At 40.2% G+C, this 22,292-nt stretch carries 30 protein-coding genes and 6 pseudogenes; 34 read left to right on the top strand and 2 right to left on the bottom strand.

Annotated elements, in window-relative coordinates; genetic code table 11:
- Positions 1 to 74 precede the first annotated feature (74 nt).
- Both D368_RS17410 and D368_RS17405 read right to left on the bottom strand, forming a co-directional pair.
- Positions 75 to 1,270, bottom strand: a pseudogene (locus tag D368_RS17410) (tyrosine-type recombinase/integrase).
- Between the two features lie 307 nt (positions 1,271 to 1,577).
- Positions 1,578 to 2,009 (bottom strand): helix-turn-helix domain-containing protein, encoded by a 432-nt coding sequence (locus tag D368_RS17405; protein ID WP_486129291.1) that lies wholly within the window; start codon positions 2,007 to 2,009, stop codon positions 1,578 to 1,580.
- Between the two features lie 152 nt (positions 2,010 to 2,161).
- Between D368_RS17405 and D368_RS17400 the strand changes: the two genes are divergently transcribed.
- The 34 genes and pseudogenes from D368_RS17400 to gp17 all read left to right on the top strand — a co-directional run bounded on the left by D368_RS17400 (position 2,162) and on the right by gp17 (position 22,286).
- Entirely contained in the window at positions 2,162 to 2,338 is a 177-nt protein-coding gene (locus tag D368_RS17400; protein WP_128575014.1) for a helix-turn-helix domain-containing protein, read from the top strand.
- 55 nt (positions 2,339 to 2,393) lie between these two features.
- Positions 2,394 to 2,708 (top strand): hypothetical protein, encoded by a 315-nt coding sequence (locus tag D368_RS17395; protein ID WP_032863594.1) that lies wholly within the window; start codon positions 2,394 to 2,396, stop codon positions 2,706 to 2,708.
- Entirely contained in the window at positions 2,705 to 3,433 is a 729-nt protein-coding gene (locus D368_RS17390) for a phage regulatory protein/antirepressor Ant (protein WP_047935882.1), read from the top strand. Before D368_RS17395 ends, D368_RS17390 begins: the two co-directional genes overlap by 4 nt.
- 55 nt (positions 3,434 to 3,488) lie before the next feature.
- Positions 3,489 to 3,974 (top strand): helix-turn-helix domain-containing protein, encoded by a 486-nt coding sequence (locus tag D368_RS17385; RefSeq protein ID WP_101562211.1) that lies wholly within the window; start codon positions 3,489 to 3,491, stop codon positions 3,972 to 3,974.
- Complete coding sequence (locus D368_RS17380; protein ID WP_014418217.1) at positions 3,971 to 4,228, top strand: YqaH family protein; 258 nt, start codon at positions 3,971 to 3,973, stop codon at positions 4,226 to 4,228. The genes D368_RS17385 and D368_RS17380 overlap by 4 nt, the downstream gene beginning before the upstream one ends.
- On the top strand, positions 4,225 to 4,422 hold the full coding sequence (locus D368_RS17375; RefSeq protein ID WP_088056596.1) for a YqaI family protein: 198 nt from the start codon (positions 4,225 to 4,227) through the stop codon (positions 4,420 to 4,422). Before D368_RS17380 ends, D368_RS17375 begins: the two co-directional genes overlap by 4 nt.
- Positions 4,423 to 4,524: 102 nt before the next feature.
- Entirely contained in the window at positions 4,525 to 4,713 is a 189-nt protein-coding gene (locus tag D368_RS17370; RefSeq protein WP_025852623.1) for a hypothetical protein, read from the top strand.
- Entirely contained in the window at positions 4,710 to 5,630 is a 921-nt protein-coding gene (locus tag D368_RS17365; RefSeq protein ID WP_088056595.1) for a hypothetical protein, read from the top strand. The genes D368_RS17370 and D368_RS17365 overlap by 4 nt, the downstream gene beginning before the upstream one ends.
- On the top strand, positions 5,554 to 6,387 hold the full coding sequence (locus D368_RS17360; protein WP_371979617.1) for a PD-(D/E)XK nuclease-like domain-containing protein: 834 nt from the start codon (positions 5,554 to 5,556) through the stop codon (positions 6,385 to 6,387). Before D368_RS17365 ends, D368_RS17360 begins: the two co-directional genes overlap by 77 nt.
- A gap of 197 nt (positions 6,388 to 6,584) precedes the next feature.
- Complete coding sequence (locus tag D368_RS17350; RefSeq protein ID WP_101562210.1) at positions 6,585 to 7,286, top strand: DnaD domain protein; 702 nt, start codon at positions 6,585 to 6,587, stop codon at positions 7,284 to 7,286.
- Entirely contained in the window at positions 7,207 to 8,118 is a 912-nt protein-coding gene (locus D368_RS17345; protein WP_101562209.1) for a DnaA ATPase domain-containing protein, read from the top strand. The genes D368_RS17350 and D368_RS17345 overlap by 80 nt, the downstream gene beginning before the upstream one ends.
- On the top strand, positions 8,115 to 8,258 hold the full coding sequence (locus D368_RS20340; RefSeq protein ID WP_192840832.1) for a hypothetical protein: 144 nt from the start codon (positions 8,115 to 8,117) through the stop codon (positions 8,256 to 8,258). The genes D368_RS17345 and D368_RS20340 overlap by 4 nt, the downstream gene beginning before the upstream one ends.
- A gap of 95 nt (positions 8,259 to 8,353) precedes the next feature.
- Positions 8,354 to 8,782, top strand: a complete 429-nt coding sequence (locus D368_RS17340) for a RusA family crossover junction endodeoxyribonuclease (RefSeq protein WP_101562208.1) — start codon at positions 8,354 to 8,356, stop codon at positions 8,780 to 8,782.
- A 50-nt stretch (positions 8,783 to 8,832) separates the two neighbouring features.
- A complete protein-coding gene (locus D368_RS20335) occupies positions 8,833 to 8,997 on the top strand; it encodes a hypothetical protein (protein ID WP_162918043.1) in 165 nt (54 codons plus the stop codon).
- An 82-nt stretch (positions 8,998 to 9,079) separates the two neighbouring features.
- Entirely contained in the window at positions 9,080 to 9,283 is a 204-nt protein-coding gene (locus tag D368_RS17335; RefSeq protein WP_025852610.1) for an XtrA/YqaO family protein, read from the top strand.
- 35 nt (positions 9,284 to 9,318) lie between these two features.
- Positions 9,319 to 9,576 carry a hypothetical protein gene (locus D368_RS17330; RefSeq protein WP_025852608.1) on the top strand — a complete coding sequence of 86 codons (258 nt, stop codon included), beginning with the start codon at positions 9,319 to 9,321 and terminating at the stop codon, positions 9,574 to 9,576.
- A 162-nt stretch (positions 9,577 to 9,738) separates the two neighbouring features.
- Positions 9,739 to 10,404, top strand: a complete 666-nt coding sequence (locus tag D368_RS17325) for a hypothetical protein (RefSeq protein WP_025852606.1) — start codon at positions 9,739 to 9,741, stop codon at positions 10,402 to 10,404.
- 245 nt (positions 10,405 to 10,649) lie between these two features.
- Entirely contained in the window at positions 10,650 to 10,835 is a 186-nt protein-coding gene (locus D368_RS17320; RefSeq protein ID WP_025852602.1) for a hypothetical protein, read from the top strand.
- Positions 10,836 to 10,854: 19 nt separating this feature from the next.
- Positions 10,855 to 11,373, top strand: coding sequence for a sigma-70 family RNA polymerase sigma factor (locus D368_RS17315; protein WP_101562207.1), 519 nt, complete (start codon positions 10,855 to 10,857; stop codon positions 11,371 to 11,373).
- Positions 11,374 to 11,501: 128 nt separating this feature from the next.
- Positions 11,502 to 11,672 carry a hypothetical protein gene (locus D368_RS20330; protein WP_154303299.1) on the top strand — a complete coding sequence of 57 codons (171 nt, stop codon included), beginning with the start codon at positions 11,502 to 11,504 and terminating at the stop codon, positions 11,670 to 11,672.
- A gap of 69 nt (positions 11,673 to 11,741) precedes the next feature.
- Positions 11,742 to 12,620: a hypothetical protein gene (locus tag D368_RS17310; RefSeq protein WP_032861539.1), complete on the top strand. Its 879-nt coding sequence runs from the start codon at positions 11,742 to 11,744 to the stop codon at positions 12,618 to 12,620.
- Between the two features lie 522 nt (positions 12,621 to 13,142).
- Positions 13,143 to 13,355, top strand: coding sequence for a helix-turn-helix domain-containing protein (locus D368_RS17305; protein ID WP_101562206.1), 213 nt, complete (start codon positions 13,143 to 13,145; stop codon positions 13,353 to 13,355).
- 133 nt (positions 13,356 to 13,488) lie between these two features.
- The gene (locus D368_RS17300; protein ID WP_025852592.1) at positions 13,489 to 13,962 is read left to right on the top strand and encodes a hypothetical protein; all 474 of its coding nucleotides are present in this window, start codon (positions 13,489 to 13,491) and stop codon (positions 13,960 to 13,962) included.
- A 289-nt stretch (positions 13,963 to 14,251) separates the two neighbouring features.
- Complete coding sequence (locus D368_RS17295) at positions 14,252 to 14,617, top strand: HNH endonuclease (RefSeq protein ID WP_032863623.1); 366 nt, start codon at positions 14,252 to 14,254, stop codon at positions 14,615 to 14,617.
- A 227-nt stretch (positions 14,618 to 14,844) separates the two neighbouring features.
- Positions 14,845 to 15,358 (top strand): annotated as a pseudogene (locus D368_RS17290) (phage terminase small subunit P27 family).
- Positions 15,355 to 17,063: pseudogene (locus tag D368_RS17285) on the top strand (terminase large subunit). The pseudogenes D368_RS17290 and D368_RS17285 overlap by 4 nt, the downstream one beginning before the upstream one ends.
- 187 nt (positions 17,064 to 17,250) lie before the next feature.
- Positions 17,251 to 18,531: a phage portal protein gene (locus D368_RS17280; RefSeq protein ID WP_060560119.1), complete on the top strand. Its 1,281-nt coding sequence runs from the start codon at positions 17,251 to 17,253 to the stop codon at positions 18,529 to 18,531.
- A pseudogene (locus tag D368_RS17275) lies at positions 18,494 to 19,119 on the top strand (HK97 family phage prohead protease). The gene D368_RS17280 and the pseudogene D368_RS17275 overlap by 38 nt, the downstream one beginning before the upstream one ends.
- 37 nt (positions 19,120 to 19,156) lie before the next feature.
- A pseudogene (locus tag D368_RS17270) lies at positions 19,157 to 20,446 on the top strand (phage major capsid protein).
- A 22-nt stretch (positions 20,447 to 20,468) separates the two neighbouring features.
- Positions 20,469 to 20,885 (top strand): collagen-like triple helix repeat-containing protein, encoded by a 417-nt coding sequence (locus D368_RS17265; protein WP_101562203.1) that lies wholly within the window; start codon positions 20,469 to 20,471, stop codon positions 20,883 to 20,885.
- Between the two features lie 17 nt (positions 20,886 to 20,902).
- Positions 20,903 to 21,205, top strand: coding sequence for a head-tail connector protein (locus D368_RS17260; RefSeq protein ID WP_014418194.1), 303 nt, complete (start codon positions 20,903 to 20,905; stop codon positions 21,203 to 21,205).
- Positions 21,195 to 21,512: a phage head closure protein gene (locus D368_RS17255; protein ID WP_095324150.1), complete on the top strand. Its 318-nt coding sequence runs from the start codon at positions 21,195 to 21,197 to the stop codon at positions 21,510 to 21,512. The genes D368_RS17260 and D368_RS17255 overlap by 11 nt, the downstream gene beginning before the upstream one ends.
- Positions 21,509 to 21,907, top strand: a complete 399-nt coding sequence (locus D368_RS17250; protein ID WP_101562202.1) for an HK97-gp10 family putative phage morphogenesis protein — start codon at positions 21,509 to 21,511, stop codon at positions 21,905 to 21,907. The genes D368_RS17255 and D368_RS17250 overlap by 4 nt, the downstream gene beginning before the upstream one ends.
- Positions 21,904 to 22,286: pseudogene (gene gp17 / locus D368_RS17245) on the top strand (tail completion protein gp17). The gene D368_RS17250 and the pseudogene gp17 overlap by 4 nt, the downstream one beginning before the upstream one ends.
- Positions 22,287 to 22,292 lie beyond the last annotated feature (6 nt).

Here is a 22,292-nt window from a genome sequence, read left to right as displayed (position 1 = left end):
CCCTTGATGTGACAAGGGTTCAAGAGGGTTAGTCACCCGTTTTTCTTAAAAAATAACATTTTAATAACATTTCTTTATGAAATCCCGAGATCGAGGATGCTTCCGAAAGTTTGCTGAACTTTTTGTGAGGCATCCTCTTTCATTTTATTTGTAACGTGGGTATAGATTTTCATTGTTGTTTTCACATCATCGTGGCCGACTCTTTTCATCACGGTCGCAATATCGACACCTGCTTCAGCTAACATACTGATATGTGAGTGTCTGAATATATGAGGAGTCGCATGTTTTTTTATGGATGTTTTTTTTAGAATTCTTTCCATCCGATATATGATGCTTTTTGGCAGGTAAGGGTATCCGTTTGCTCTTGCGAAAATAAAGTTTTCATTATGGTACTCAGATAATTTTGTTTGTGATTGCAAATGCATCTTTTTCACTTTCGTTTTATATGCTTTCAGCATGGCTATAATTTGATCGTCTATAGCAATTGTTCGAATTGACCCAGGTGTTTTGGGTGGAGTTAATTCATACTCTCTCATGTTATTACTTTCTGAATAAATGGTTTTAGTTATCCGGAGTTCTTTTGTTTCGAAATTGATGTCAGACCATTTGAGGGCACATAACTCCCCGGATCGCATACCTGAAAAAGCAAGTAAATAAAATCGTTCCAGATCCATGTGTAGACCGTGATTTTTAACTGCTAAAAGAAATTCCTCGATCTCCGATTTTTCGAGGTATTTTTCAGCTATGTTGTTATTTTCAATTTCTTCAACGGTTATTCTTTTTTAGGCACTATAGCATCTGCAATAGGATTGCTTTTAAGAAACTTTACTTTAACAGCATACTTAAATATCATGCCTGCTGTCGTATGTACTCCATTCATAGTGCTTCGTGAATACCCTTGTTCTGCTAGTTTGTTAAGTATTTTTTGATACTGTCTCAAGGTTATTTTATTGATGATGGATTTGGCAATGTAGGCATTTAATATTTTTATCTCTTCTCGTCTGATTCGGACAGTGTTCTTTTTCTTCCCTGTTAACATATACTCTTCCAGCCATTCGGCTGCGACTTGATCAAAAGTTATCTTTTTCACTCTTGATTCATCGATGCCATCTTCATTTAAAGCTGCAATTGCATCACGGACTCTTTGCTCGGCTTCTTTTTTTGTTTTGCCTCGCCGCGGAATTTGCTTTCGTTTGCCGGTGACTGGGTCACGAGGGCCTTCTCCAACTGCTAACCATTTTTTACCCTTGATTAATTCTTTGGTATACATTCTTTCACCTCTTAGATTAAGTATAGGAGTTGTTTTAAATACAAATGAAATTAATGAGTAGGGGGAGGAGATTTAATGTATTCTGGAAAAGAACTTATGTTCTGGTGTTTTGTTTAAAGAAAAGCCCTAAAAGGGCTAATCAAAATTTAAAAACAGGACTTTTCTCAACGACTCGATTTTTACTGATGAGATTCCGTTCAAGTCCGGATCAGTTTCAGATGAGAATAAGATTGAAAACCCTTGAACCATAAGGGATTAGGAACATGGTGAAATTATCCTTTCGGATCGGGTTCATTTGTATTCCGGTTCAAGTTCCGATCTTATTAGTAAACAGAAATAACTTAATAAACAATAAAGAATAATTACTTTTCCTCTTTTTGTTTTTGAAATTCTCTGCAATCATTTTTTCAATTCCATCAAGTCGTCTTAGAGCATCTGCAAGATATTTATCTTTTTCATCCTCCGTCATCCGTTCCTGTCCTTCGACATTATCAAAACGAACATCATTCTGCTTACGGAGTTCTTTAGCTTTATCTTGGTAGTACTCTTGACCTCTTAACAAGTAATCTATAGAGACTTCAAAGAAATCAGCTATTTTAACTAAAGTTTCATAGTCTGGCTGTCTATGGCCTCTTTCATAATTAGCATATGTGCCCCTGTGAACGCCAACCTTTTCAGCCATTTGTTCTTGTGTTAACTTCTTGCCTTTACGGAGTTGAATTAACCGGTCTTTAAACATAATTTCACCTCATTCATTAAACATTATAACGTGTCGAAATGAAACAAATAAAGTTTTGTGTCAAAACGACGAAAAAGTTATTGACATTGTTTCTAATGGACGATATCATAAAAACAAATGATTCGTTTCGACGCAAATAGGGGGTGAATCTATTGAGGAAATGGTTGATAGACATCCGTGGAGACAAAAGCCAACAGGAAACAGCTGAGGAAATTGGTATCTCTAGAGGTGCTTACGCAAACATTGAATTAGGAAAGAGAAATCCTTCAGTAAAACTAGCAAAGAGAATTGCTAACAACTTTGATGTCGATTGGACGCTTTTTTTTTGAAGAAAATGTCGTCGTTTCGAAACAAAAATCAAACACAGCATAGGAGGTACCAAATATGTTTACCATGCAATACGACGATAACTTCATTGATCAAATTGCAGCAAAAATTGCTGATAGGGCAACAGATATGTTAGTCGAGCGGCTGGGAGCGTTGAATGAGCTTCCTCACATCTTAACCAGAGAAGAAGCGATGAAAGTACTCAGATGCGGTCAAACAAAAATGTCTGAACTCATGTCGCGACCTGATTTCCCGGTAAATGATGAGTTCGGCAAGAAAATTCCAACACAGCTGCTTTTTAAATGGATTGAAAGAAATACCCGTTGGGTGGAGGAAAATACCCAGTATTTCCGTAAGGGGGCAACCGCATGAATCAAATTGTTTTTATTGAAGGCGATCAAGTTGTAACCGATAGCCTGACTGTTGCTGAGGTATTCGGAAAGCGTCATGATCATGTTTTACGTGATATTAAAAACCTTGATTCTAGTAAAGAATTTAATCTCCACAATTTTGGGGAGGTTGAATATAAGGACAATAGAAATCGCACTTATAAAAAATATCTCATCAAGCGTGATGGTCTTACGTTCTTAGTTTTTGGTTACACAGGTGCAAAGGCAGCGCTGTTCAAGGAAAAGTATATTTCGGAGTTTAACCGAATGGAAAATGAGCTTCAGAAACTAAAGCAGCCATCTTATATGATTGATGATCCAGTCAGCCGAGCAAAGCGATGGATCACCGAACAGGAAGAACGGCAACAACTTGAACAAACATTGAGAATTCAGGAGCCTTTAGTCAGTTTTGCTGAATCGTGTATGGCGTCTGAAAAGTCCCTGCTTGTCAGAGAGGTTGCAAAACTTGCATCAAAACAAGGCATTGTTATTGGTGAGAGGCAGTTGTTTCAGAAATTACGAGATTGGAAGATGATCTTCTCCAACAAAAATGAGCCTTATCAAGAATATGTGAACCGCGGTTACTTTGAAGTAGCACAGGGAGTTCGAGAAGTAAGCGGAAAGTCAAAAACGTGGCTCACAATGAAGATTACACCAAAGGGACAAGCCTACATCATTAACAAGTTGAAAAAGCAACAGGCAAGTTAGTATTTTCATTACTTAAATTTTCAGTAAAAAACTGAATATATCAGGAGGCAAACATATGGAGAACAACCCATACAATTTGCGAAATTTACCGCAGATTATGCGTGGTGTCCGAAAATCGGCGGGCCTTGCACAGTATCAAATCGGTAATTTAATTGGGGGAAAGGATCAACGATATGTTTCTGATGTGGAAAATGGCTTTAGCAAACTCACTCCTGAACTATGCATTAAGTGGTTTGAAGTATGTGAAGCCTATGAACATATTGATCTCGTGCATTATCTTTTCCGTCTGCACCCAACAGCGGCTGCGCCCATTGCCCGTTGGCTGGCAAGTGACAGGCCGGGTAGGAGGGCAGGGGAACTGCCAATGGGTGATATTAAACAGATTTTCGATCTTATCCCGGCAAATAAGACACTCATCTATTCACTAGCCCGCGGACACGGTTTAAAGATACAAGAACTAGCGGATAGGTGGACAAGAAAAGCGCTAGTTGATCAAGTAGCAATGGCAAAACATGAGGAGAGGCAGGCAATTACGATATGAACAACAATCAATTTCTTAAATCAGATTTAGAAGCTGCTAAACGGAAAGTGGATTCAGCAGAAGAATTGGCGATTATGCTAAGTGAGGCCCTGCGTGATGGTGATTACGAGGAAGCCATTAGCTTAGCCGGAAGCATAAAAGTTTTGACGGAGGATATTAACCGGTTAGCAAACAAAGGCCGTTTGTACGATGTAGCTATGAAAATGCAGCAGCGAGGTATTAATTTAACTGTAATAAGCAGGTGCTCGCAATGAACATTGAAAATCCAATGGTTTTGAACAACTGGCACGATAAAACGTCAGAACCTGAAATGAAAAAGGATTTTTTTGGGGACATCATAACGCCAACAGATGATTATGTAATCGACAGCGGCGAGGTAATTTTGAGGGATAATCTTGAACGGTACTTAAAGGAGCAGCTTGGTTTTGAATTTCAAACAGCGCAATAAAAAAGCCCACTCGGCAAAGTGGACTTCGTAAGGCGTTTTGAAATATTGATTGGAACCTAATTATATCAAAACGCCTCATAGAAAACAATGGAGGTTTTATAAATGGCAAAATCAATTACAGTGTCATTCAGCGACCGGGCGGACGACCAGGAACGTTTAAGTCAGGTTGGCGGTTCAATTACATTTGACAAGTATGGCCGTCCTGTATTCAGTTTTCCGTCAATGGACGCATACCGAGAATGGCAGAGGCGCGGCACAGAAGCTTATTTGAGAGAGGTGGCAGCAAAATGAATGGATTGTCTCAGGTAGATTACTCAGATTATATGCCCGCACCTCAACAGGCAACCAACGTGACTACCGAAGCTATGGTCAGCCGTCAAGCTCAAGAGGTACAGGCTGCTATGGTCATCGCTAAGAAATTCCCGCGGGATGTATATGCGGCGTTCGATCGGATTAAGAAAGCGTGTGAACGGAGACTGTTGGCCGAGAATGCGGTGTACGAATATCCACGCGGCGGCTCAAAAGTATCCGGTCCGTCTATACGTCTTGCTGAAGCGTTGGCGCAGAACTGGGGGAACATTGATTACGGGATTATGGAATTGGAACAGAAGGCAGGAGAATCGTCTGTCATGGCTTATGCCTGGGACCTCGAAACGAATACCCGTCAAACGAAGATTTTCACGGTTAAGCATGAAAGGAAAGCGCGCGGTGCTATTACAAAGCTTGATGATCCAAGGGATATTTATGAAATGGTTGCTAATCAAGGCGCGCGGCGGTTGCGTGCCTGCATACTTGGAGTAATTCCAGGCGATATCGTAGATGCTGCGGTTGATATGTGTCAGCAAACGTTAATCAGCGGTCATAAAGAACCTTTGGAGGATCGTCTCAGAAACGCTTTATCTCTTTTCAAAAAAGAGTTTGGCGTTACAAAAGAAATGATCCAGGAATACATCGGCAATGCGATCGATGCTTTCACTGAACAAGATTTCTTGAAAATTGGACGCATTTACACGTCCCTTCGTGATGGGATGGCAAAGAAAGAGGATTACTTCAATATCAAGGCCACAGGCGCGACTAAGTCAAAGGCTGAAGAAGAATTTAAAAAGCAAAAAGAGCAAGCTGAGAAGGCAGATGAAAAAAAGAAAAAGGCTGGTGATCCTGCTGATGAGGACGATTCCGGCGCTAAACAAGGAGAATTACTATTCTAACGAGATTGATAGATATTACATGTCAAATTCTCAATATAAGAGCTTTCTGCAATGCGAGGCGGCAACAATGGCCAAAATTAACGGTGAATGGGTGCCGCCGGGTTCAGAGGCTCTACTCTTCGGTCAATATGTTCATGCCTGGCTTGAAGGGAAACAGGTATTTGATGAATTCAAGAGAAACACGCCATCACTTTTTACACAAAAAGGCCAGCTGTACAAGCAATATCAGTTAGCTGATCTGATGATTGAGGCGATTCAACATGACGAACTCTGTATGTTCGTTCTGCAAGGAGCAAAGGAAGTTATCGTAACAGCTGAACTTTTCGGCGTTCCGTGGAAAGGCAAGCTGGACGTGTATAACCCGGCCGGCAGCCGTTTTGCAGATCTGAAAACAACCCGTTCACTTCGAGAAAAGGTGTGGAATCCGGAAATAGGCTATTGCTCGTTTGTCGAAGCATACGGATACATTGGACAGATGGCGCTCTACGCAGAAATGGAAAAGCGTATGACTGGGCGTAACGAGTGGCTTGAACCTCTTATCGTGGGGGTGTCTAAAGAGGATCCGCCGGATAAGGCAGTCATCAATATCGATAAGGGCCGAATGGAAGTAGAGCTTGAAGAAATTGAGCAGCGTATGGGTCGTATCCTGCAAGTGAAACACGGCGGCGAAAAGCCGGAGCGGTGTGAGAGATGCAAATATTGCCGTGCAACAAATCAGTTAAACAGTATCATTCATTTCTCGGAGCTGATCAGCTGATGGAAAAGGATTTAATTAAGGTTCCGATTCCGCATTGTTATTACTGGCTGGTTAAGACAGTAAGGCGTGATATGAGGAAGGGCTTATATACACGGTATGTAACGGACTATCTGAAGACAAATGAACCGTCTTTAGAATTAACAGATATTGATTTTAAGGCTCTAACAGCAGTGTGTAAAAGGAAGTAGGTGAGCGATATGGATACGCAAGGATTAGGATATGTCATTTTACCCCGCCTGCCATTTAAAGATTCACGGGATGAGACAATATACGATCATTTATTCAAACGGGCAGAGTATAGAGCGGATCAGGATTTAGAACTCGGTCAGACAATCATTAAGCTTGTAGAATTAGCAAAGCGTTTTAATTGGTCATCCGATCAGATCAAATACTCGTTAGACAGAATGGTCAAGCAGGAGTATTTAAAACTGGACAGGCTGCCGCAAAAACGCGGCTTTATTGTTACAGTTCTGAATTACGCGGATTACATACAGCTTGGCAATTACAACAAGAAGAAGGACCTTGTCCAGGTGTCGGAAGAAAGAAAGGAAGTTGATGAAAAAGTGAAAAATGTCTTTGAATTATTCGAGAACAAAGTCGCCCGTACTATCGGACCAATTGAAGCTCAGCGAATTGGCTATATGGTTGAAGATTACGGCGAGGAGAAGGTCATGGAGGCTATGAAACAGGCTTTCAGGAACAAGGGCAGTAAGGTTGGTTTAAATTACATTGAAGCAGTCCTATCAAATCCGTTTACGCAGAAGAGAAAGGAGAAAAAACAGCATGATAGCTCACAAAACACAAAGTACGGACATAGCAATGGCGGGCATTCTCAAAAAACTACGGGACAGGTCAGCCCAATTTTCAGCGGAACAGGCCGTCTCAGAAAAAAAGGATGAATATGAGTGCCTTGACTGCAAGGACAAAGGAATCATTGTTTATCGGGTTCACCAAGATACTGAACGGCAGCTGAGAAAAGAACAAAAAACAATGGAGAGTCTTAACGCTGATCAAATGGTGAGGGAAGAGGATTACCATGCAGGAAAAGTGTGCTTACCGGATAAGGCCCCGGAGTGGAAAACCACGTATTCTAAGCAATGTAAGTGTGTGAAACAGAAAAAGATCGCCCGGCTTATGGAAGCCAGCGGCATTACGGAGGAATTTGAAATGCTCTTATTCGGCAATTTCATTACAGACGGCAAGCCTGCCATGATTAAAGACGCATATGAGTGCGCTATGGAGTACTTTAAGGATTTTCAAAAAGTTAAAGGAGAACGTTCGAACAGCATCGCCCTCCTTGGGCAGCCTGGCAGCGGAAAAACGCACCTATTAACGGCAATCATGAACAACCTTATTAAGAAAAAATCTGTTTACTGCATGTATTTCCCTTACGTCGAAGGGATGGGGAATTTAAGAGACAACTTTGATCAACTAGAGTCCAAGCTTGATGCAATGAGAAAAGCAGACGTTCTATTCATCGACGATTTATTTAAACCAGTAAAGGGAGAACCGCGGGCCACAGATTGGCAGGTTGAGCAGATCCAATCGGTCGTTAATTATCGCTACCTGAACCACAAACCCCTGCTGATTTCATCAGAATTAGATACAGCAGCATTATTAGATATAGACGAAGCGCTCGGATCTCGGATCCATCAGATGTGCCGTAATTATACGGTAATCATCAAGGGAGACCGGATGCAATTAAATCATAGGTTAGGAGAATGGGAATGAGCTTAAAAACGAACGTTCAAGGATCCGGAGGGATTTATATGTTCGGCCCGGCTGAACAGACAGGCGGACAGGATCTCACACCGGCGATTAGGGTCCTGGAGGAGAAAATAAGGCAAATGGAGCTGGTGAGAAGTGCTTAAAGCAGTTGCTGCGCTGCCAGTCATATTACTGACTGCACCTTACAAGGAAAAGCAGATCGAGTATTGGGAACAGATTGACGGGAGGTAAAAGGCTGTTGAGTTCTATTCAGTTTATTGTTTACGGAGAGCCGATCGCCCAAGGACGGCCGCGAGGATCCATTCAAAACGGAAAGGTTAGAATGTGCGATCCTGTAAAGTCAAAAAATTTTAAGCAGTATGTGGCACTGGTTGCATCTCAGCATCGGCCGAAGCAGGTTATTACTGGTCCTGTCGCAATGGAAGTCAGAGTATTCAGGCCAATGCCGAAAGCTGTATCCGGATCCAAGAGAAAAAAGGAGAGCGCTGAAAAAGGCCTTTTACGCCCTGTAACAAAGCCGGACGTCGATAACTATGTAAAAGGTGTCAAAGACGCTTTAAATCATCTGATATACAAGGATGATAGTCAGGTAGTCGATTTGAAGGTCAGTAAGTTTTACAGTGAAGAGCCGCGGGTGGAAGTCATTATAACTGAAATTGTGTCATGACATGTAGCTTTTCTATGGATCCTAAATCAAATAATCAGGAGGTCAACAACATGCAAGAAAACAACAACAATCCTTACGTACCAGGACCGGTAAAGGAATGGAAGATGACGCCGGAAGAACTGGCAGCATATGTCGAAAAACATCCAATCATATACCGAGAGGAACTAAAGCCGTCTCCAGCATTCACAATGAGCGGCTGGGAAAATCCGTACTAAGGATATAAAAAAACACCGAAGCTTATGCCTCAGTGCTTATGAATCGAATTGGTACTTCTATCATAGCACAGGAGGAGTCTAGGTGTACAACCCCAAAGAAATTAAAAATCATGAAGGAAGTATTCAGCAAAGTATGGAGCCTGGGAAAATCCGTATCATCGTTTTAGATGGTACTGAAGGAACAGCGCATGTATTGGATGTCCCAGAGCACGGAAAGACAATCATCCAAACATCAAAAGGCAGCTTTGCACGAGTCGATCACGAAATAGGGTTCAAGGTGAAATAAAACGAATGTAATTATTCAGCAAAGGGGTTTTTGAATTGATGCCATTACAAGTCAAATTACAACGTGTCGTCAAAGCAACGAAAGATGAAGCGATGACCGTCGAACAGGCAGCAGATTATTTGAAAGTTCCCAAACAATATATACCGGTCCTTGTAGCGCGTTCAGATGATTTAAAGATGATTGGTGATGAAACAATCATCGCAAAACGGGATAAAATGAATAGTTGGTTGATATGCACGGTAGTTGTGGTTGTGTTCTTTATAATCTCTGTCCTGCCTGGGATAGAGGGATGAAAGGATGAAAAGCAAAATATATCAGTGATTTGTAAAAATAACATCCGTCAAAGTGACCCAAAAGTAAAGGGGATGGATGGTTTCTTTTCTGAATGAACAAACGAAAATATTATGAAATTTTTTCATAATATAGTATGATTTATTTTAAAAAGGTTGTTGAAAATGGATTGGATAACGAATCCCTGGATTGTTAGTTTAATAACTGCAATAGTAAGTACTTTTATTGTAAATTCCCTAACAAAGTTTTTTGGAAGAAAAGATTATATTAAAAGAGTTAACAGAGCTAATAATCAAATAATTAATACTTTGAAAGATTTTATATCAGAGGGAGAAAATCCTTCTTTACCTCTTTTGGAGTCACTATCCGCTGCCAATGCTAAATCAAATAAAGTTAAACAACATAGTTTGTATAGCATTGATGATATTTTAGATCTTCTTATTAAAGATATTTCCGAAACTAATTTTCTTTCTATAGATCAGAAAATCGAAATATCTAACAACTTATTAGATCTTAAGAGGGATATTAAAACAAAACAAGATGAAGAATTGGAGTTTAAGCCAATTATAACTGACAAAGGCATAATTACATTTGATAAAGGAATAAAGCAAATTAAAGAAATGGATAAAATAAAAAGAAACATGACTACTACTTCATTGATTTATATAGCTTGTCTAATTAGTTATATGACAATAATGAAATATCCAAAGTTATCTGGTTTTTTTCAGAATAACCTGTCAATGATTAAAGATATTTCGATTGCCATAGTAGTTATAGTCCTAATCAGCTTTATGATTAAATTTGGTTATAGTAAGACTTTAAAAAAGTAAAAAAAATTTATAGTCCAAGACGGAAAGCCTGCGGACACTGATCATTGCACAAATTACTGTGCTCTGATTGGTGTCCGTTTTTTATTTGAACAAAGGACGGCATGAAATAGTAATGAAAAAGCCTAATAAAAACGCTTAGGAGTGTTCTGTAAGGTTTTTAGCGACGATGAAGGCCTAAACAAGCAAATACTCAGACGAGGCAAGAGCGGACCATTTAAACACAGAAAGAAGAAGGGGAGTTTAGGATGAAATACGGATTCGCTTATAAACACGGAAAGCTTGTAAATATCTTTTGCGGCAGAGAAGAACTCTATAATGAGTTGAAATCCTTCTTGGTCAAAACTTTCAACTTAAAAGTTTCAGAGGTATCTAGACGCCAATATATTGCTGAACAAAAAAGTAATAATTGGAACGATACATATTCATTTTGACTTAAAGGAATGATGAAAAGTGCAAGATTTAATCATTGAATATAAAAGAGCGTTAAAAGAAGCAAGAAAGATGTACCGGTCATTCTCGGAAACACCGGGAGTTGAAATGACAGCTGAACAAAAGAACGATAAGAAGATAATTGGCAGTATGATCAGTGATATTGAATTCACTCTCGAATGGCTGCAGAACGGAAGACAGCCCGGCGCCCGCCGAGGTGCTGACAGAAGAGATGCATATCAAAGGACGATTCTTGCTGATCCGCGTTTAATTGATGCACTGCCGGAAGAATATGCAATCGTTCAGGAAGCTGAGGAAGAGGTAAGCGATTGGGATAAGGAAAGAATCGCTGACGCCCTTTCCGTTCTCACAGAAAGAGAAAAAGACATATTCATGATGCATGCTGTTCAACACATGTCATTCGAAGAGATCGCACAGTTATTGGGGATCAAAAAAGGAACTGTGCAGAAAAACATTGAGCGATCTCGTTTAAAAATGAAAAATAGAGCAGATCACAGCCTATTCTGTTTAGCTTTGTAAGATGGCGTATGTTATATAAGTTGAAAGGTAATGCTAATTTATGACAAAAAAAGTTATTGATATTCGAGTAAGGGGCGTTTAAAATGAACAAGAGCACTTTTGAGGTATTTACAAAAGGAGGAAATGTTATGGCGGTTAATGATACTGTTGAGATTCTTTCATCTAGTAGTGAACACTTGAACGGACAAACTGGAGTAATAACGGGGATTCTTGCAGGGGATTATGGTACTGAAGTTAAAGTATTATTAAGTAGCGGAATCGAGACATGGATTGATGCAGAAGAAGTTTTGTCATTTTAAATAAAATTTGCAGAATTTCCTAAAAATATATTATAATGGACTCATCTTAAGAGAGGTGGGTCTTTTTTCATGAAGATGGAGTTTAGAGTTTATCAACTTACATATGCAAATGATTTAACAGAGAATGGGGGGGCTTTACATGAGTATTTAGCTAGTATGGCCAAGCTGCCAGGCGAACACGGATTTGAATATTGCATTACAAGTGAAATTGACTACGATGATCATGTTATAACATTTTGTTTTAGTGAAGAATTTGCATCGGATGTAAGTTCTGTCGATGATGAGAAAAACATATACACACCTGATGTGGCTCCGTATATAAATACAATAATGGCACTTGATTTACGAGAGAAAAGATTTTTAGTCCAAAACAGAGATTATCCTGCAAATAACCTAAAAAAAGATCTCACTATGACCAGGATTAGATTGATGTTAAATGAGGCTTTTGAAAATACTTATAATTCAGTCTTCAATACTTTAGATACAGATAGAGAAGTGAATGAAAATGAGTTTATTCATTTGTTCGAGAATAATAGAGTAAGTGCTTTGTGGGTTACTATACCCAATAACTATAGAGTCTTACCTGAGCACGAACAAATTTTTGAAGATGAAGCAATCAATAGGAATTGGATTGAGGGATGGAATAATGATCATAGTAAAATGCATGAAATCCTATTAAAGGCACCAGGGAGAGGAGGAGAAGGAGATTTAAGACACTCGCCTATAGCTAAAAGTTTACTGAATATGGTTGGTGCTTACGTCAAACAGATAAACTATTGGGATGAAAATGATAAATCACATGAAGTGTCACGCAACTCTTTAATGAGGTTTGTTGTTAACGGAATAAACATTAGAAGCTTACCGGTTACATCAATAGATAGACTCTCACTTGAAATTCGCAATAGGAGGGAAGAACTTAGAGAATTTAGAGCTTCAGATGAAATTTAATGACCAAATATAAAGCATCCAAATGGGTGCTCTTTTTTGATTAAGAAAAAATTCAATCTTTTATATTGACGATCGTAAATATAGATGCTATAATTAAAGTATCGAAAGGAGGTGTTAACGAGCATGGAAATGGTTGAATTCATCCTTAGGGATACAGCTTGGTTGGTCGGAATTCTCGTAGGGATTACGACATTAATTAAGAACATCAAAGACCTAAAGGGTGAAAAAACAAAAAACGACGTTCTCCAGGCAAGAAGAAACGTCGCAATTAACTCATGAGGGGAATCACTTCCCCTTCTTGCATTATAACATTAAACAAAACCATTGAAAAATTCCATGCTCGGGAAAATGAAAAAATTTTAGACTCCACAACACTTTTATTTTTCGTCTTGTTCTGCTTACAATTCGCTCGTATGGACTATAACAACCTGACTGTACTGGACATAATATCAATAGTGCTGGCAGTTATCTGGCTCACGCTGACGATTATAAATGTAGTTATGAAATGGAGGAATTCAAAGGATGGATAAGTTTGTATTTAATGATGTTCAAGAATTGAGAGAGTTCCTTGATAATGAAGTCATAACCACCTCCGAAGCGATTGAAATCATCGGATGCAGTCGTCAAAATCTTAAACAGCTAGTTGATCATGGAACGCTGAAGCCAATCAAAACAACGAATAGAGATCGTCTTTTCTTAAGAAAAGATATAGCGGCTTATAAAAAGAAACGTTAATTGCATCTATAATAAAATGATGTTTTTTCGTCTTACAGTTGCCACCTATTAATAAAGGACTTTCGTTCGACAAATTTTGCGAATAGTTCCTTTCATGTGCTCTTTACCTGATAATAAGGTGGGAGGTGATGAGATGGGAAACGAAAATGGACGAGTTAACAATCCATTAGGGAATATAAAGTTGCCGAAATTAAATGTTAGTTTACCGAATTACCCTACGCCTGATTTGAGTCATATTCATAAGTATAGTGAACTAATCAGTGAGGAAAAGAAAAGGGAAGTTGAAGAAAAGATCCATAAGGAAGAAGCGGAGAAGCAATATAGAGATCAAACTCTTCAATTGCTCTCGGGGATTGAAAGAAATACTGCTGTCTTGCAAGAGATTTCAACCTTAATGAGAAAAAGTAGTGACAAACAAGAAGAAATCTTCGCACTTATTGTGGAAATGTTAGAGATAACAAAAAGTAGTAATCAAGAAGAGGCAGTAAGTAAGTATAGAAGTATCATGGATAAAATCAATCAATTTACAAGTGACAGTGCAACTTTACAATCACTTTATACACTAAGTGGAACAATTTTTAATGTGGTATCTAATATGAATTTCTAGAGCATCCTTTGGGGTGCTTTTTATATTCCCTGTAAACTGATTCCGGTAAATCTCAAGGAGACAATTGGCGGCTAACGGCTTGAGTACGGTGTCGGTTTAGAGGGAATGTAAGGAGGTTGCATGATGGGATTCATAGCACAGTATGGAGAGAGCATAGAAAAAGAGATACAGACATGTAAGGGCATAGATATGGCGGGACAGAATGAAGGGGTATTGAGGGAATCAATGTATATGAACTTCAATTCTTTTTGGCATTCACACCGAAACAAAGGAATAAGGATATAAGTTCATGCCGCCCAAGCCCCTAAAGGAATGTGCCGCCCGTGGTTGCCGTGCCCTTACTCGGGATAGGTACTGTGATGCACACAAGACACAACAACAAGAAGAAACAAAACATTACAACAAACATTCAAGAAACAAAACAATAACAAGTTTTTATAAATCAACTGAATGGAAACGAACAAGACAACTTGCTTTGATACGAGACAATTATCTCTGTCAGCATTGTTTGAAAGCACACTGCTTCACTCCGGCTGACATGGTGCATCATATAGTGGAAGTAAAGCAAGATTGGTCGAAACGATTGGATATAAAGAACCTTGAAAGCTTGTGTAATGCCTGTCATAACAAGGCTCATGGCAGTAAAGGCAAGTGACCACCCCCCCCTAACAAATCTCTGGAAGGGAAACGAACGGAGAACGGCGATCCCCCTTCTGCAAACAAACACCGCTTTTCAAAGTTCCGAAAACAGCAGAAAGCCCCCTCGGCGAATTTGCCGAGAGGGCTTGATACGACTGGTTTTATGATTGATTCCATCGTATCACGATTGATGAAAAAAACAAGCAAAAAAACGTACTTTTTTAAAAGAAATGAGGTGAAAACATGCCGAGACCTGCTAAATCTGCAACACTTCAACTAATTCAAGGTAATCCCAACAAAAGAATACGGAGGAGCTGGCTGCGCGTGCTGAGCATGAAAAAAGATAAAAATGCGCTCCGACAATATTAAAGCGCCACCTTGGTTAAATAAAATTGCGAAAAAAGAATTTAAAAGGGTTGCTGCTTTGTTATCTGAGGTGGAGATTATCACTGAAGCAGATATCAGCATGTTGGCCGCCTATTGTAATGCATACTCTCAGTATATTTCGATTTCAGAAATCATTGAAAAAGATGGGATCATGGTTCATACCGAGGGACAGGATGAGGATGGAAATCCTATTCAGTTGATTGGTGAAGAGCATCCGTTATTGAAGCGGCAAAAGAATTACTATGATCAAATGAAATCAGCTGCGAACGATTTCGGCCTTACGCCATCTGCACGAGCAAAACTCGCTATTACCCGCACACAGGAGGAACGAGAAAAGACGGCTGCGGAAAAGGAGTTTGGTAATGTATGAAGACAATAAAACAATTTCTTATTGATTACTCACGCGACGTTATATCGGGTGAGATTGTAGCATGTGAAAAACACGTATGGGCTTGTCAGCGCTTTTTAAATGATATCAGCCGGGAAGGTACCAGAGAGTTTCCGTACGTCTTTGATGATGAGAAAGCGCGTCGATTTCTTTACTGGATGACACAATTCAAGCATACGAAAGGGCCGTTGCAAGGTGAAAATATTGTGCCGGAGCCTATTCAAATATTTATTTTCGGCAATGTGTACGGGTGGGTGCATAAGGATAACGGCTATCGACGCTTTAAAAAAGTGTATTGGCAGGTTGGCCGTAAAAACACAAAAACACAAAGCCTGGCATGTGTTGGATCCTATGAGGCAATGGCTAACGACGAATACATGTCCGAGGTTTACATAGGTGCAACAAAAACGGAACAGGCGAAAATCTGTTGGAACGAAATTAAAGCACAGATTATGCAAAGTGACCTTTTGAATAAGCCGGAGAAGAAATACCGAATTGCTTACGGTAAGATTGAACATCCCAAAACACAGTCAAAAATAGAGGCGCTTTCGAAAGATGCAGGTAAAACGGGGGATGGGTTCAACCCGCAATGCGGCATCATCGATGAATATCACGCCCATAAAACTTCAGAGATTTACGATGTACTCGCTTCTGGTATGGCTGCTCGTGCTCAACCGTTAATGATGATTATTACGACAGCAGGGTTTGAGCTAAATAATCCCGCCTATCGTGTGGAATACGATTACGTTTCACGTATACTGGATCCCAATAAAGTTGAGCAAAATGAAAAGTATTTTGTGATGATTAATGAATTAGATAAAGACGATGACATTAAAGATGAGCGCAATTGGATAAAAGCAAACCCTATTGTGGCAGCTAACGAACACGGGCTGAATTATTTGCGTGGAGAATTGGAAGTAGCGCTTGCTGTGCCGGAGAAGATGAGAAATTTCATGACAAAGAATATGAACATTTGGGTTAATATGCGCGAGAATGGTTATATGGATATGCAAGCTTGGGCGGATTGCGGTTCGGATGAATTTCCTGAGCTGAAGAACCGGGAATGTTATGTCGGCATTGACTTGTCAAAAACGATTGATTTAACCGCCGCATCTTTCATCTTCCCGTTAGATGACGGCAGTTTTGCGGTTGATAGTCACGGCTTTATGCCAGAGGATACATTCCATGAGCGGATGAACACGGATAAGGTCCCTTACGACGTATGGGAGAAAAAGAACTGGTTAACAACAACAGATGGAGCTGTCGTCGATTACGATTATATCAGAGCGTATATTAAGAAAATGGAGAAGGAACATGGCTGGCGCATCAAGGAAATTGGATACGATCCATATAACGCTACTCAGTTCGCTCAGCAAATGGAGGCAGACGGATATGTTATGGTTGAAATCCGCCAAGGGGTGGCAACTCTCTCAGAGCCGACCAAAGACTTCAGAGCAAAGGTCAAGTCTAAAAAATCATACACCCGAAAAATGATCTTCTAACTTGGGCAATGGGGAACGCTGTAACAAAAGTGGATGCTCAAGAGAACATCATGCTGGATAAATCAAAATCAACCCAACGGATTGACCCGGCCGCCGCGCTTGTGAATGCGTATGTACGGGCTTCTCAAATCAATAATGAGGTTGATTTAAACGCATATATCAAGTCAGCTTCATTTTCTTTCTAAAGGTGGTGTAGAAGTGAAGAAAATACTGACAGCCATGATGCTTTTTTAAATGATTTTCTTTTTATCATAGGTGCTGCTTTTATATTGGCAGCTGCATATCGTTTGCACACAGACATCGGTCTTGTTTTGACAGGTGTCTTTTTTATATTTTATGCACTGCTGCTCAGTAAGAAAAGGAGGTGATTAATTGTTTTTGGAAGGGCTGTTTTCTAAGAGATCAAATGATGAAGAGCCTTGGGGCCTCGCAAATCCTCCTGATTGGATTATAGATATGTTCGGCGGCTCAAAAACAGCTAGCGGTGAACGTGTCAGTGAATCAACAGCACTCATCCATCCAGATGTTTTTTCGTGCGTTAATGTTCTGTCTGATGACATTGCAAAGCTTGCCGTCCATACATTCAAAAAAAAGCAAGGAAATATTATAAGCAGTATGGATCATCCTGTTGCCCAATTGCTTTATCTAAAGCCGAATCAATACATGACGGCTTTTACTTGGAAAAAGCTCATGATGACTCATGCTTGTACATGGGGGAATGCCTATTCTTATATAAAAACAGATCGGAATGGCTTTATTACAGCTCTATTACCATTAAACCCCGCCAATACGCAAGCCTATGTAAACCCAAACACAGGTATGCTGTGGTATGAAACTGTCATTAATTCAAAAAGTGTTGAATTGTATGCAGATGAGATCTTGCATTTCAAGGGTATGACAGAAGACGGGATCAACGGTAAGAGTCCTATCGGAGTTATAAGGGAGCATATTGGCGCGCAGTCGGCTGCCACAAAATTTAATGCGAAATTATATAAAAATGATGCAACACCACGGGGAATCTTAAAAGTTCCGACTTTAATAGACGAAGATGCAAAACAGCGGGCGAGAGATGAATGGGAAAAGGTAAATGCCGGGCGGAATATTGCAATTATAGATGCCGGTCTTTCTTATGAATCAATATCTATGCCGTTGCAAGAAGCTCAGTTTGTGGAGTCTATGAAATTTAATAAGGCACAAATTGCATCTATTTTTAAAGTTCCATTGCATAAAATCAATGAGCTGGACCGGGCAACATTCAATAATATTGAACACCAATCGATTGAATATGTAAAAAACACGCTGCAGCCGTGGCTGGTTTCTTTTGAACAGGAAATTATTACGAAACTCTTTACTGATGAAGAGATTAAAGATGGGTTCTATATCAAATTCAATGTAAACAGCGAGCTGCGCGGTGATGCGAAATCTAGGGCGGAGTATTATGAAATTATGGAACGGATCAGTGCATTAAATATAAATGAAATTCGTGCTTTTGAAGAGAAAAACGCAATTGAACACGGTGATAGGCACCTTGTATCGCTTAACTATACATTCCTTGATTCATTGGAGGAGTATCAAATGAACAAATCAGGTTCCGTTAAGGGAGGTGAGGACATACATGAGCAAGGAAGTTCGCCACCTAACAACGAAGATTGAGTTGCGTTCTGCTGGTGAAGGAGAAGAGAAAAGAGATTTTATTGAGGGTTACGCCTTAAAATTTGAAAAATGGTCTAAACGTTTAGGTGGATGGTTTAAAGAAATCATCAGCCGGGATGCATTAGCTTCCACGGACCTTTCAAACGTAGTAGCGCTTTTTAATCACCGCCAGGATTATCCGTTAGCGAGAAACACCGTTTCTGGCGATGCTGGGCGGCTTGAATTAGAGACAGATGCTATTGGTCTAAAATTCCGTTTTACCCCCACAGATACGACGTATGCTAAAGATTTAATGGAGAATATCAGAAGCGGAGTCATTAATCAGTGTTCCTTCGCCTTTTCACTGAATTATAACAAGAATGAGCCGGATGAATGGCGTCATAATGATGAAGAAGATGTATATGAACGTCGAATCAATAACATCGAGCGTATTTTTGACATATCACTTGTAACAACACCTGCTTATAACGATACGGAGGCTGTGATCGGTGAACGCAGTTTAGAAAAAGTCGAACAGATTAAAGAAATGCGCGATGCGCCAATAGAAAACTAAAAATGGAATTGGAACTTTTAGACCTAACGTTATAGGTCTATTTTTATGTTCAAATCTAAGGAGGATACCCGAATGCCAGTAGCAATGACAAAAAGGAACGTGAATTAAGACAAAAATTCACACAAAAGAAACAAGAGGCTTCAAATCTTTTGGAGGATGGAAAGCCTGAAGAAGCTCGCAGCATGCTTGACGAAGCAAAAGAGCTGCAGAGTCAAATTGAATTAATGACAGAGGGTCGCAGTTTAGAACTTCCGGAGATTGGCGAGGAACGAAACTTTTCTGCAGAAATCAAAAGTGAACCGAAGAAAGAGACGGAAGATCGTAATATCTTAACAGCGACGAAAGAATACCGGGAAGCGTGGTTGAAGGTGCTAACCGGCCGCAGCCATGATCTTGAAACAGAAGAACGAAACATGATGGAACGCGTTTTGAAAGAAAACCGTTCATTATCTGCAGGCAGCGATAAAGACGGCGGCTATACAGTGCCGGATGATATTTCAAAAGAAATTTTGAAATCTATCCAGGAACTGAACTCTGTTCGTAATCTGATCCGTGTTGTTCCGAAAACTGCGCCATCCGGAAATTATACGGTTCGTAAAGGCGTTGCCGGAAAACTTTATAACACAGCGGAGAAAGAACAGATTAAAGAACTGAAGAATATGGAATTTGATCAAATTTGGTATAACGTCAAGAAATTCGCCGGAATCATGCCTGTTTCCAGTGAGTTGTTAAATGATTCATTTGTGAATTTTGTTCAAGAGATCGTGGACTGGCTGTCTGAATCAGCCGTTGTAACAGAGAATGATGAAATTTTTTATGGAGACGGCGGAGAGAAAAACGTTGAAGGTATCATTAGCAGCGGCAAATTCAAGTCTATTAAAGCGCCGTCACTCATTACGATTAAGTTTTAAGAAAAGTGAAAACCAAATTAAGCGAGGTTATCGACGTAACGCTGTTTGGGTGATGAATACTGAAGCGTTTGAAACCCTAGCAAATATCGAAGACAAAAACGGCCGCGGCATTTTAGCGGAGGATCCAAGAAATGAGGATAATTTCTTGCTATTTGGGCGTCCGGTTGAAATCTATGATGAAGTCCTGACGGATGATAAAACACAGAAAACACACATTCTTTTCGGCGACTTTAAACGCGGCTATTTCATGTTTGATCGTCAAAAATTTGAAATCAAATCTACAGATGTTGGCGGAGATGCCTTTCTTACGGATCAGACATATTTCCGCGGTATTGAGCGGTTCGACGGAAAAGTAGTGGATCCAGAAGCTGCAATCATTGTAACTGATCTTGTTGTTGGTGAGGATGCAAAAGTGGAAACACCTGAACAATCTGCTGATCTTGGAAACTAATACTGAAAGGATTGATTAAAAGATGGCAAAACTAAACAACATTCTAAACGAAAGTAATGGTGTGCTAACGTCAGCAAGAGACAACGGGGAAGGAGCGCCTATTACGGATATTTCTGTTGCTGACAATAGCGAAGAAAACCCACTCTTTGTAAAGGGGCTTAAAGGGGATCCGGGTGAACAAGGACCGCAGGGGGAACCTGGTCCTGCTGGTCCGAAAGGTGAAACAGGCGAGCAAGGTCCTAAAGGCGAAAAAGGTGATCCAGCAGTTATTGATGAGGGCGGCATTGTACATGAAATGCTTGCTGACAAATCAGTTCGCAGCAATAACATTGGAACAGGCAGCGTCATGATGGATCATCTGAACAGTGAAGTGAAGGCTGTACTTGATGGTATGCAAAAACAAATTGATGAACTGAAATCAACTACTCCTGCAGAATGAAAGGCAGGTGATGCCAGATGACAGAAGCTGAAAAAATAGAATTAGAAAAAGCGAAAAAATTCCTCCGGGTTGATGGTGACCTGGAGGACGATTTAATTCTCGCGTTCATTGCCTCCGCAAAAGAATACATCACTTCGGCAACGGGCCTTGCTTTTCCCAATCAATCAGCCCGGGCCGCCATGTGCGTAAATGCTTTTGTGGCACATTGGTATGAGAACAGGGAAATAGCTGGTACAACATCTAATTTAGACGGTGTGCTGACCTCGTTAATCAATCAGCTGAAATATACATTGCCGGGGAGGGCGTCAGATGCTGAATGATATGCGTTACCGCATTCAATTTCAAAAAAAGAAGCCTGGCGGCCGTCTGCCTGTTGAGGGAAATGATAGGTGGGAAACAGTTATTGAATGCTGGGCAAAGGCGGAGGGCTTAAAGGGCCGGGAATATTATGCTGCAGCGGCCATACAAAAAGAAAAAACAGTTCAATTTACAATCCGGCACCGGGAAGATATCAATGAACATATGCGAATCGTCTTTCAGGGCGATTCATATGAAATTGAGGCTATCTTGCCGAATTATTCGCGGCGGCATTTTATTACGATTAAAGCGAATGTGGTGAGCCGATGAACTTTGAATTGGAATTGAAAGGGTTTAGAGAGCTTGAATCTACTTTCGCAGAACTGGCCCGTAAGGATGAAAAAATCCATAAAGCAGCTGTGAAAGCAGGAGGAACAATTTTAGCGGCAGAGATCAACGATGAAGCACCGCGCTCTGCCATCGGCGGCAGCCACCATCACATTGATGAGGATATTATCGTTGGCAGCCGTATCAGACGGGATGAAGACGGAGAGAAATACGCAGTTGTAGGCCCTACAAAAGATACAAAATTCCGTGTTCACTTGCCGGAATTCGGTACGCTCCATCAAGCTGCCAATCCATTTATTCACCGGAGTATGGTAAAGGCGAATGGCAAGATGCTTGATGCAATGGAAAAAGTCATAAAGGCAGGCTTTAAACTGTGAATCTAGTAGAAAGATCATCACAACTAAAAATAAAGTATTTGAAGCGCTGGAAAAAGATCCAGCGCTTTTAATGCTGACTGGCCCTGAAAACATCTATGAACTGGCTGTGCCAGAAGGTTTGGAAAGCCAACCTCCTTACATTGTGGTTCAAGAATTAGAGTACAGAACGACTGAATGGGCAGACGGGCATCCAATTAAAGATAGCACTTTGTATCAAATTGATGTGTATCACAACCAGTCGTGTGATCCAATTATGGCAGCTATCTTGGATGTTATGGGGAAACTGGATTTTCAAACGACAGTTCTTATCAATGAATTTTTACAATCAGAGCGCCTCATTCGAAAAGGTTATCGGTTTGAGGCAAACATTTTATTATAATCGGAG

Origin of the sequence: Paenibacillus lentimorbus NRRL B-30488 (assembly GCF_000411595.1) — a bacterium.
In the GTDB taxonomy this organism is placed as follows: Bacteria; Bacillota; Bacilli; order Bacillales; family Bacillaceae; genus Bacillus; species Bacillus velezensis.
Note: the sequence above shows the minus strand (reverse complement) of the source record. Positions and strands in the feature narration are given on the sequence as shown.